This is a genomic window from Gaoshiqia sp. US2 (assembly GCF_059705485.1).
Window position 1 is genome coordinate 2035731 of record NZ_AP048550.1, and the last position, 11285, is coordinate 2047015.

The following is an 11285-nucleotide window of genomic DNA, read 5'->3' on the forward strand; positions in this document are numbered from 1 at the left end:
ATTTCAAAAACTCACAGTTAATCACGATTAAACATTTAAAAGATGGAACAGTTAAAAAGTTTTTCCCAATATATTCTTCAAATCAGTTACAAATATGGATTGCATTCCGTTTTTGAAGATTTCCTTGAAATGGTAGTCTGTGCCTTATCCTTAGGGGCAAAAGAAGACCGCTACCATGAAATCGTCCGGAACTATGAAAAGCCGGACGCCTACTTGATGGCAGAAGCCTTTGGTGCATTGGTCATGGAGATGGACAACAACGGTGAAGGTTTGAAAGATTGCTTCGGTGACTTTTATATGGAATACATCAGTCACGGACATAACGGACAATTCTTTACCCCGGAACCAGTGTGTGAATTAATGGCCCGGATGCTCAATCCATCAGGTTTTGGTGAACGGGTGGCAGATTGCTGTTGCGGGTCGGGTCGGATGTTACTGGCCGCAGCGAAAATTAAAAGAGACTGCTTGTTTTTTGGGGCAGACATCGACCGGACCTGTGCCATGATGTGTTTGATTAACCTTTGCCTGAACGGACTTCTCGGGGAAGTTTGCTGGATGGATACGCTGATAAACCGATTTTATGCGGGTTGGAGGATTGAACTGCATCCAGAGCATGGAGTCCCATACATCAGGGAGATTGCAGAATCAGAAAGCTACTTGGTTTTAAGGTTGCCGGAAAAGAAAAAGGAGTTCGATGTCCAACAAACGCCGGTACCAAAAGTAACTCAGCAGTTGTTGTTTGAGTTTTAGGGGCAAAAAAGCCCCTTTTTTGCTCGTCTCGATATCGAAATATCCGCGTTTTGATAAAGATAAAGGCAGTGACTCTTTAAAAATATCTCGATATTAGTACTTGGAGTATAAATATCAGCATATAAATAAAGAAATCCTGTTGTTTGAATAGGGTAAAACCACTCCATTTAAAATCCCCGCAAAGTTATTTACGCTTCACGGAACGGTAAAGGGGCGCCCGGCAAGCCGGGACGTCCTCCGGATGCGTTCAGTTTTTTGCCTTGTTCATTTTAAATGGACAGGTTGGTCCAGTGAACAAGCAGGTTGGCAAAAAACAGACATGCACCCCGTTGACCTGATCCGTGAGAGCTCAATGTCCGGTCCGCCGAAATTTTAACCGGCGTGCCAGATGCCACAAAAAAGCCACAGGGCAGTGGAAAACAATTATGAATAATACAGTTAAAAAGGCCACTACTGAAAGTAATGGACAAAGCAATGCTTCTTTGGAAGTTGTGAAAAAGGATGAAAAAACAGTTTCTGAAGTCCCTTCGTTGGAAAAACGTATCCAGAAAGTGGAAGATTTGAGCATGCTTATTGAAAAGTGGCGCAAACTGACGGAAACCCGTAGGAACCTTCAGACCTTTTCGTTGGGCGCTGACGGAATGGGGGCAACCATTTTCCTTCGGGATGCATCCGGAAAGGAGTTCAAAACCTCCAATACCCCGGTTGTGTCAGCCGTGATGGAGGAAATCAAGTCAACCTTGGATGAAAAAGTCAAGGAGGTTGAAGACCAGATCAAATTCTGAAAAATGGGAGGCAAAGCCTCCTTTTTTGGTCGTTAGTCAGATGAATATATCGGCAATTCATTCGTTTTTAATATTTTTACCTGACCAATTAAAAACAATAAAAATGTCAGGTGGGCACTTTGAATATAATCAGTATAAAATCGGCTACATAGCCGATGAAATTCAGGCAGAACTGGATAAAATGGGCAAAGAAATTCCGGAAAGTGAATCAATGGCCTCACCTGGTTGGTACAAACGAAGTACGGAGAAAAGACTTTATACAACTTATCCTGATGAAATTGTCAAAGAATTCAAAAATGCCATCAGGTCTTTGCGGATAGCGAAGATTTATGCACATCGGGTTGATTGGTTTCTTTCTGGGGATGATGGTGAAGAAGAGTTTGTTAAAAGGCTGAAAGAAGATTTGGAAGAATTTAACGACTCAAAAAGATGATTGGTAATTTGTTGTTTTCATTCGTAAAGTATTGCGTTTTTAATAATAAATCGCAAATTAAATATGACGGACCATTAATTTTACTTGTCCGTTATACTTTCACCGGCATTTGTTCAGCATCTGAGAAGGCTTCTTAAATTGGTCAGTGAATTCTTGTTGTTTATTTAATACATTTAAGCTGCTTTTGCCGATAATAAACAACATTAAGTGAAGACAAAGAAACAAACATTCCTTCCGAAGTTTCAAAAGATACTGGACCAAATGGGCGAAAATGTAAAACTGGCCAAAAAGCGGCTAACTCAAACCAGTGAAATTATTTTCTATTTTTAAATTATGCATCAAAACTACAAAAAACTAAAATAGATGTTGATTTATGAATTCTATTTCGTATTTTTGTAAGTGAATTGCAATAGGAGGAAATAGAATATGATACTCGAATTAAAAATACAGAACTTCCTATCATTTAAAAATGAAGTGAGCTTCAGTTTTGAGGCCACTTCCGATACCACGCTCAGCGACTATTATGTGGCCGAGCAAAACGATGGGACACGAATCCTGAAAATGGCAATGGTTTACGGAGCTAACGCCTCGGGGAAAAGTAATTTGCTCGATGCCTTCGACTTTCTGAACTTTTTTACCCGTCACATTCCTGAGGAAAAGGAGGGAGGAACTAGCTTTCAGCCTTTCGAGTTTGGGGAAACGGCACAAAAGCCAGGTTCTTTCGAATTGCTCTTCTATGTAAAGGGCAAAAAACACCGGTATCAATTACTTGTTGATCGTAATACGGTATTGGAGGAAAAGCTGTTTGTTTATCCTGGTACGCAACCCGCGGCCATTTTTACGCGTGACTTCAACGCCGAAAAGAAAATTTCGGAGGTGCAGTTTGGTTCCAAAATCAAGATTTCAAACCAGGCTGTCGAGGCCATCCAACTGAAAACGTTGAAAAATGCTTCGGTGTTGGCTGCTTACAACCAGGTAAACCTGGCCATACCTGAGTTGGATGATGTAGTGAGTTGGTTCAGAAATCAGTTTATACAAGTGATAAATCCTTATACTGATCTCACCAGCTTTTCCGATAATTCGATCAAGGAGAGCGAAAAAATGAAGCTTCACGCGCTCCAATTTTTAAAAGAAGCTGATTTCAATATTACAAATGTGTTGTTTGAAGACCGGGTTCGAAAGGTTCCGGAAGAAATGCTGAAATATTTGGATGCCTTGCCAATGACCGAAGAAGAACGTACCAAAATTGAGAAAGAAAAAGCTTGGCATTATGATGAAACCATGTTTACTCATCGAGTGGTCAGCGAGGGACGCGAGGAATCCTATAATTTGTCTGAAAACAGTCAGTCGCAAGGTACTTTGCGTTATTACGGTTTGTCTGCACCATTTTTTCATGCCATTGAAAATAATGCCTTTTTGCCGATCGACGAGATTGGGTCGGCGTTACATCCTTTGCTGGTGATGCATTTCTTAAAGGAGTTTCTACAGAAGTCCAATCAGGCACAGTTGCTTTTTACCACGCACAACATGTCGCTTTTGAATGAAAAAGATATGTTACGGAAAGATGCTATTTGGTTCACCGAAAAAGGCGAAGATGGGGCGACCGAACTTTACTCGATGGCCGATTTCAATTTCCGGAAAGAGCTGTCGTTTTACAATGCTTATAAAATAGGGAAGTTTGGGGGGATTCCGGAATTGTAGCCTATGAGAAAGAATCGACCGAAACGAAACTTGAAACCGCGCTATGCGGTGCTTGGCGATGGCATCACCGAACAGTGGTATTTATATCATTTAAAGGACTGGAAGGCCTACAAGTATAAAATCAGTCCTTCGCTGTTTGCCGATGTTGGCATTGAAAAAGCCGAGGGCATTATCAATGGATTGTTAGCTGAAGGATATGACCAGGTTACCTTCCTGACTGACTATGATACCATCGTCTCGCAGGGAAAGAAAGAAGCCTTCCAAAAATTCGTCAGGAAATACGGGAGGAAAGATGAAGTATTAATTTGTGAAACGATGCCAGCTATCGAACTGTGGTTCCTGCTCCATTTCACTTATACCGCGCGTGAGTTTCCCGACTGTGCACAGGTTCTGCATGAGCTAAAGCGATATTTGCCGGAATACGAGAAACGAAAATCGTTTTTGGAGAAGAAAACCTGGTTTGAAGAAATGGCCAAAGGTGAACCCGAAGCGATTGAACGGGCCGAGCTGTTGTGGAAGCAAGTAGAGGGAGGTGATGTTGGAGCGCATTTCCCTTTTTCTAAAATTCCGCAGGCTTTGCGTGAGTTTGAACGACAGAAAGGAGATTAAAATGAATTTAAGCCCGGAGTTCCGGGTTATAAATATGACCCGGTGATAAATAAAAAAAGTCGCCTTCGTAAGCGACTTGGGAGTTTGGAAATCAGTGCTTGGTCGGCAGATCGGGGCTCACCACCCCGAGGATCATCCAAACGAGGCTGCTAATGTAATAATTCTTTTTTTACCCGCACAGCTTCTTTCCCGGATAATTGCGAAAATTCCAGATAGCTGGCCTGTAATGAGGTTTGCAGTGGATTGTTATGTCAAAATTTAAATGTTTTACAATGGGAAAGAACCAACATGTTGTTCCCCACAACGGAAAATGGGGCGTGAAAGGAGCCGGTAACAGCAAAGTTACCAAGATGGCGAATACTCAAAGCGAAGCAAATCAAATAGCCAAGGAGATCGCTAAAAATCAAAAATCAGAAGTGATCATCCACCGGCCGAACGGTGAAATTCGTGAGAAAAATAGCTATGGAAATGATCCAAGAGATATCAAAGGATGATGACATGGAAGAAGAAAGGCTAAGATTCTGCATCGAAAGATTCGATCATTACTACGATAGTATTAATAATAAAAGTGCGGTTTTTCTAGGCTTGGGAACTTTCTCACTTGGGGGCTTAATTGCGAGTTATCCGTATTTGATGGATCATGTAAACTGTTCCAAAACAATACTGGGGCTTCTATTAATTTCAAGCCTCCTTGCTCTTTCCGCTTTGATAATTGTAATAATCGTATCGACCCCTTATTTGTCGAGGGAAAAAAAATCGATGCTTTATTTTAATTCAATCGCGACGAAAGGGCTGGATATTTTTATCGATGAGACCAAGAACTATGATAGAGAAGCCGGTCTATCGGATTTGAGATTACAGGTATACGACCTTGCTTTAGGGCTGAGAAAGAAATTCAAACGCATCCGAGTTGCTGCGATTCTTTATACTTTGATGTTTGTGACGATAATACCACTGGTTTTTTTGATTTTACTAAACTTTAAGAATTAATTTATGAAGATATACGATGATTATTTAAAAACGATTGAAACTGCAATTTCAGCAGACAGAAAATACCGTTCGAAGTTTTCGGCATTTAGCGGTACAGAGGATATCATAAAAAGTGCTTTTAGATTCTCAGATTTGAACGAATCGGTACCACAAAAGCGATTGCTACCAAGCCTCGAAGATTTAGCCAATGAATTACAACTGAAACCTAATTTTGATCAACAACTTGGATTGCATCCCGATTTTGCTCACCTGAAAGGCACCGATCAAATTGAAAAACATTACATCGTTTCAGCTTTCATTGATATAAAGGGCTCCACAAACCTCTTTTCTAAGTACGAGCCGGAAACCGTTTTGATTATTAATACGACGATACAACGCGCTGCGATTCATACTTGCTTAATATTTGGCGGCTACGTACACCGGTTACAGGGAGACGGGTTGTTCGTATATTTTGGAGGAAAGAATCTGGATAAAAAAGAAGCTGCTTTGAGAGCATTGCAAAGTGCCAGTGTTTTCACATATTTTGTGAAACATGATTTGAAAAATGTTTTTCAGGAGCAAGGTATTGATAAGATATTCACGAGAATTGGTGTTGACTTAGGTTATGATGAAGACGTAATTTGGTCAATGGCCGGGATCGGTGAAATTAGCGAAGTAACGACTTGTAGTCTACATACGAGCTTGGCAAGTAAGATGCAAGCTTCCGCTGAAAGTAATGGAATAGTGGTTGGTGAAAATATAAAAACGAACACAGAGTTGCGATTTCAGAATTTAATGACTGTGGTTTCAAAACGGACAGCTAACGAATCCGACCGATACATTTTTAGAATCCCGGATGAAAACTTTTTCTATACTCAATATGATCTTGACTGGTGGAATTTCTTAAAAAGGCAAGATTTTATTGCGACTACATTAGAGGGTGATTTAAGGGTGAAAAGAAAAGCGACTCTCTCTCCCCATCGTGATATCCAAAACTTGCAGCCAATTGCTGCTCAAAACAAACCCTATTTGAATGGGAGTGGGAAGTAATTTCGAAAGAGATTTCCAGGAGACTATCCAATTTTTTCCAAAGCTAAAGTATCGTAGAAGTAAAAAGGAAAAAATTTGGATAGTTTCCGGCGATTTGGACATCTGTGATCAAGCTGGCGACTATTGGGAAACATTCATGATCGCAATATACCTGTCTTCTTCTTACCCTTATTGTGTGCCGGAAGTAAGGGAGCTAAGCAGAACTATCGAACGCGAAGACAACTGGCACATTGATAAGAATGGATTTTGTTGCCTTGACATTGAACATCGAATGTTGTTGTTGGCAAAGCGAGGAATAAGTTTAGCTGACTTCATCAAAAATAAGGTATATCCATACTTTGCAAACCAAATTTTCAAAAAAAACGAAGGCAACTATGCCTCGGGAGAATATCTTCACAACTTTGAGGGTATAAAACAGTTTTATCGCGAAGAGCTAAATATAAGGGAGACCAAATTCGCTATTGATATTCTTCAAAGGATCATTTCTAAAAGGCTACCATTGCGAAATGATCCTTGCCCATGTGGTCAAGACAAATATAAGCGTTGCCATATGAATAGTGTTGAACTTCTTCGTAGCCTGCCTCTTGAAAGAATTGAAAAGGATTTGGATGAATTTTCAAAAATTGACAGGTAACATTCCAACATTGTTGATCGACAAATGGATTTCTTTAGATGAGGGTATCCATTTTTGTATTTTTTGCGGAATATTAAAGTCTGCTTTTGTATTTAAATCAATATAATTTGCTTATATTTACATTGTAATGCATTGATTATCAATCGAGACTATATCGAGACCTATTGAAATAAGCACTTTGGAAAATATTGATAATCAGCTCGGAATAAGGATTAGTTCGAATCCCAGCTGAGTCACCAGAAACAAAGTCAAAAAGACTCAAAAGCGCTTAAATCAAAGGTTTAAGCGCTTTTTTATTTTGCGGCAGACACCAAAATATGCACCAATTCGCAAAATAATAATCTCCACAGAAATTTAAAGTGATCCAAATAAACGAGACTATATCGAGACCTATAAGAAGAATGAATCCCAGGATTACTTCAAAATTAAACTAAGAAAGCCGGCAAAACTGCCGGCTTTCCTTATTCATTGTGAGTATCTTTTATTCAAACTCGTTTAAGTATTCATCGAAATCAGGAATTCTTCAATTGAGTTGGTCTTCATTAACCGGTCTTTAATAAATTCCATGGCTTCCAGCGAGTTCATGTCGGCCAGGTAATTTCTCAGGATCCACACTTTGTCCATCATCGCTTTCGACAACAACAAGTCTTCGCGGCGTGTACTTGAAGAAACAATGTCCACGGCCGGGAAAATTCGTTTGTTGGACAATTTCCGGTCGAGTTGAAGCTCCATGTTACCGGTTCCTTTGAATTCTTCAAAGATTACGTCATCCATTTTTGAACCGGTTTCCGTCAGGGCGGTTGAAAGGATGGTCAATGAACCGCCTTCTTCGATATTCCGGGCGGCTCCAAAGAAGCGTTTGGGCTTATGCAGGGCATTTGCATCGACGCCACCCGATAACACCTTGCTCGAGGCAGGCGCTACCGTGTTGTACGCACGGGCCAGACGGGTAATGGAGTCGAGCAGAATAACCACATCGTGTCCGCATTCAACCAATCGTTTGGCTTTTTCGAGCACCATTCCGGCTACGCGTACGTGCCGTTCTGCCGGTTCGTCAAAGGTGGACGAGATGACTTCGGCATTTACGCTGCGGGCCATATCGGTTACCTCTTCCGGACGTTCATCAATCAGCAACACAATCATGTATACTTCGGGGTGATTGGCGGCAATGGCATTTGCAATTTCCTTTAGCAACATGGTTTTACCGGTTTTGGGCTGGGCTACAATCAAGCCACGCTGTCCTTTCCCGATAGGGGCAAACAAATCAACGACACGGGTTGAAATATTATCATGACCTTTTCCTGTGAGGTTAAATTTCTCATTTGGGAACAAGGGGGTCAGGTGATCGAACGGAACGCGGTCGCGAATATAGTCGGGTGTGCGTCCGTTGATTTCCATCACTTTGATCAACGGGAAATATTTTTCGCCTTCTTTGGGCGGGCGAATAGTACCGGTGATGGTATCGCCGGTTTTCAGCCCGAACAATTTAATTTGCGATTGCGACACGTAAATGTCGTCCGGCGAGTTCAGGTAATTATAGTCTGACGAACGTAAAAAACCATAACCATCGGGCATAATTTCAAGTACGCCGGTGTTGGTGATAATTCCTTCAAATTCGTATTGTTTTTCAGCGGCATTCCCACCGTTACCCTGTTTGGGCTTATTGGGGTTTTGCTGATTGTCCCATTTCGGGTGCTTTGGTTTACGCTGCTCTTGCTGCGGTTTCGGATCTTTTGAAAAATCGCGTTGAAAATCTTTTCTGACTTCGGGTTGTGCTTCTTTTTCCGTATTTTCCGGTTTGGCCGAAGTTTCGTTGATCTCATTTATATCGGCGGTCTTAATTTCTTCCTCAGCCTTTAGTTCTTCGATGCTCTCCATAGCCGCTTTTGCTTCTCTCTCTCTTTCTTTTTCCCGTTGTCTCCGGGTAAAATCAAAAGCGCTGGCCGCTTTAATAACAACAGCGGTACGACGGCGTTTTTGGGGCTGTTCCGGGTTATTTGACGCTTCTTCCGTCGAATTTTGATCTTTATTTTCCTGAGTATCTGGCTGTGCTGGAGTTGGAGTTTGTTTGGGCCGGGACATTTTTTCTTTCGAGCTTTCAGATTTGCGTTCTGAAGCAAGAATGGCCTGCGTGTCTAAAATTTTATAAATCAGATCTTGTTTCTTGTAAGATTCAACCTTTCTGATTTTAAGCTCTTTAGCTATTTCCCGCAAGTCGGGAAGCAACTTTCTGCTTAACTCAATAATATCATACATATTTTGAAAATTAATTTAAGTCCAAAAAAAATCTGGAGAAGAATTTCGATAAAGGATTAAGAAATTTGGATTTCGAATTATTTTGCAATTATAAGCAATAAGTACATATTCGCCAAAAAAAAATACTTTTTTCAGAATTCAGCACAAAACCAACCATAAAAACAGGTTATATTTTAAACAATAAACAAGGAAAATAGTTTGTTTATAAGCTGAAAAGCATGTTTCGTCAAGAATTTATAGTCGTTCATCAAAAATTAAAAAAGAATGTCTAATTTCAGGTGATTAATCATTATTTTCAGGCCCTGTAAGAACATTACGGGCTAGTGATGGTTAAAGTAAGAATATGCTCTTAATGATCTTTGAAAAACAAAAGTATTTAATCCAATGAGGCAGTTAAAGATTACAAAACAGGTGACGAACAGGGAAACCTTATCCTTGGATAAATACCTCCATGAGATTGGTAAGGTTGAACTTCTTTCTGCTGAAAAGGAAGTGGAGCTGGCAAAACGGATTAAAAAAGGGGACCGGGAAGCATTGGAAGAACTGATTAAGGCTAATCTCCGCTTTGTTGTTTCAGTATCAAAACAATATCAAAACCAGGGATTAAGCTTGCCCGACCTGATCAATGAAGGAAATCTTGGTCTTATTAAGGCAGCACAGCGTTTTGATGAGACTCGCGGGTTTAAGTTTATTTCTTATGCCGTGTGGTGGATCCGGCAGTCGATCTTACAAGCTTTAGCAGAACAGGCCCGGATTGTTCGCCTTCCGCTAAATAAAATTGGATCCATCAATAAAATAAACCGGACTTTCTCGAAATTGGAACAGGAATACCAGCGTGAGCCCACCCCGGAAGAAGTGGCCAATATCCTGGATACCTCTGCCGATCTGGTTGAAGATGCGATTAAAGTATCCAATCACCATGTTTCCATGGATGCTCCTTTACGTGATGAAGATGACAACAGCCTTTACGACGTCATGTTAAATAACGAATCCCCGAGTCCGGACGATGGTTTAATTACCAGTTCATTGAGGAAGGAGATTGAACGCACCCTGTCAACATTGGGTGAGCGGGAAGCTGAAATTCTGAAATATTATTTCGGTCTGAATGGCTATCGGCAGCATACGCTCGAAGAAATTGGTGATGTATTTGGTCTTACCCGTGAACGCGTACGCCAGATTAAGGAAAAATCCATTAAAAAGCTTAAAAATAATTACCGCAATCGTCTGCTGAAAGCTTACCTCGGACAATGAACATTTTTTTCATTCTGTTGCAGGTTCTGTCCTGAAAACCTTAATTTTGGGGCAAAATGTTGGTTATGACACAAAAAATGGTTGCCCCTTCAATTCTTTCTGCTGATTTTCTGAATTTGGCGGATGATATTAACCTGCTGAATGCCAGTCGTGCTGATTACATTCACTGCGATGTCATGGATGGGGTTTTTGTTCCCAATATCTCTTTTGGGATTCCGGTGATCGAACAAGTCAGTAAAATTGCTGAGAAACCATTGGATGTCCACCTGATGATTGTAAATCCCGATCAGTACATCGAGACGTTTAAAGCGGCTGGTGCCGACATTTTAACCGTACATTACGAAGCCTGCACCCATTTGCACCGAACGGTGGAGCGGATTAAACAGGCCGGGATGAAAGCCAGCGTTTGTTTAAACCCGCACACACCTGTCCACCTGCTCGAAGATATTATTTCAGACCTGGATATGGTGCTGATTATGTCGGTAAACCCCGGTTTTGGAGGGCAAAAATTTATCGGGAATTCTTACCGGAAAGTAAGCATGCTGAAGGAGTTGATTTTGTCGCAAAATTCGGCTTGCCTGATTGAGGTTGATGGCGGTGTGAATTTTGAAACCGGACGGAAATTATATGAAGCCGGCGCTGATATTCTGGTATCCGGAAGTTTTATTTTTAATGCCGATGATCCGGTGGCGACGATTAATCAATTTAAAGCCTTATAAGTTTCCTCTTTTCGGGGTGTTGCGCAACTTTTTGCAGCTGGCAAGCTTCGAATGGCACAATCAGCGCTGCACCCGCTACATTTACCTGAAGTATCCGGCTTTGTGGTATGCGTCAGCCGAGCAACAGA

General features: G+C 41.1%; 13 protein-coding genes. 12 read left to right on the forward strand and 1 reads right to left on the reverse strand.

Going from position 1 to position 11285, the window contains the following annotated elements; genetic code table 11:
- Window positions 1-42 precede the first annotated feature (42 nt).
- The 10 genes from AC6H3C_RS08035 to AC6H3C_RS08080 all read left to right on the forward strand — a co-directional run bounded on the left by AC6H3C_RS08035 (window position 43) and on the right by AC6H3C_RS08080 (window position 6931).
- The gene (locus tag AC6H3C_RS08035) at window positions 43-750 is read left to right on the forward strand and encodes an N-6 DNA methylase (protein WP_497520218.1); all 708 of its coding nucleotides are present in this window, start codon (window positions 43-45) and stop codon (window positions 748-750) included.
- A gap of 425 nt (window positions 751-1175) precedes the next feature.
- Complete coding sequence (locus AC6H3C_RS08040; RefSeq protein ID WP_497520219.1) at window positions 1176-1535, forward strand: hypothetical protein; 360 nt, start codon at window positions 1176-1178, stop codon at window positions 1533-1535.
- Complete coding sequence (locus AC6H3C_RS08045) at window positions 1513-1968, forward strand: hypothetical protein (RefSeq protein WP_497520220.1); 456 nt, start codon at window positions 1513-1515, stop codon at window positions 1966-1968. Before AC6H3C_RS08040 ends, AC6H3C_RS08045 begins: the two co-directional genes overlap by 23 nt.
- 207 nt (window positions 1969-2175) lie before the next feature.
- Window positions 2176-2298, forward strand: a complete 123-nt coding sequence (locus AC6H3C_RS08050; protein ID WP_497520221.1) for a hypothetical protein — start codon at window positions 2176-2178, stop codon at window positions 2296-2298.
- 96 nt (window positions 2299-2394) lie between these two features.
- Window positions 2395-3669, forward strand: a complete 1275-nt coding sequence (locus tag AC6H3C_RS08055; RefSeq protein ID WP_497520223.1) for an AAA family ATPase — start codon at window positions 2395-2397, stop codon at window positions 3667-3669.
- A gap of 3 nt (window positions 3670-3672) precedes the next feature.
- Window positions 3673-4278 (forward strand): RloB domain-containing protein, encoded by a 606-nt coding sequence (locus AC6H3C_RS08060; RefSeq protein ID WP_497520225.1) that lies wholly within the window; start codon window positions 3673-3675, stop codon window positions 4276-4278.
- 272 nt (window positions 4279-4550) lie between these two features.
- Entirely contained in the window at window positions 4551-4772 is a 222-nt protein-coding gene (locus AC6H3C_RS08065) for a DUF2188 domain-containing protein (RefSeq protein WP_497520226.1), read from the forward strand.
- Window positions 4747-5268 (forward strand): Pycsar system effector family protein, encoded by a 522-nt coding sequence (locus AC6H3C_RS08070; RefSeq protein ID WP_497520227.1) that lies wholly within the window; start codon window positions 4747-4749, stop codon window positions 5266-5268. The genes AC6H3C_RS08065 and AC6H3C_RS08070 overlap by 26 nt, the downstream gene beginning before the upstream one ends.
- A gap of 3 nt (window positions 5269-5271) precedes the next feature.
- Window positions 5272-6297 carry an adenylate/guanylate cyclase domain-containing protein gene (locus AC6H3C_RS08075; RefSeq protein ID WP_497520228.1) on the forward strand — a complete coding sequence of 342 codons (1026 nt, stop codon included), beginning with the start codon at window positions 5272-5274 and terminating at the stop codon, window positions 6295-6297.
- Complete coding sequence (locus AC6H3C_RS08080; protein ID WP_497520229.1) at window positions 6281-6931, forward strand: hypothetical protein; 651 nt, start codon at window positions 6281-6283, stop codon at window positions 6929-6931. Before AC6H3C_RS08075 ends, AC6H3C_RS08080 begins: the two co-directional genes overlap by 17 nt.
- 495 nt (window positions 6932-7426) lie before the next feature.
- On the opposite strand, the gene rho is transcribed toward AC6H3C_RS08080, so the two are convergent.
- The gene (rho, locus tag AC6H3C_RS08085) at window positions 7427-9187 is read right to left on the reverse strand and encodes a transcription termination factor Rho (RefSeq protein ID WP_497520230.1); all 1761 of its coding nucleotides are present in this window, start codon (window positions 9185-9187) and stop codon (window positions 7427-7429) included.
- 384 nt (window positions 9188-9571) lie between these two features.
- Here rho and AC6H3C_RS08090 point away from each other — a divergent pair, with 384 nt between their 5' ends.
- Both AC6H3C_RS08090 and rpe read left to right on the forward strand, forming a co-directional pair.
- Window positions 9572-10438: a sigma-70 family RNA polymerase sigma factor gene (locus tag AC6H3C_RS08090; RefSeq protein ID WP_423126997.1), complete on the forward strand. Its 867-nt coding sequence runs from the start codon at window positions 9572-9574 to the stop codon at window positions 10436-10438.
- A gap of 65 nt (window positions 10439-10503) precedes the next feature.
- Window positions 10504-11157, forward strand: a complete 654-nt coding sequence (gene rpe, locus AC6H3C_RS08095; RefSeq protein WP_497520231.1) for a ribulose-phosphate 3-epimerase — start codon at window positions 10504-10506, stop codon at window positions 11155-11157.
- Window positions 11158-11285 lie beyond the last annotated feature (128 nt).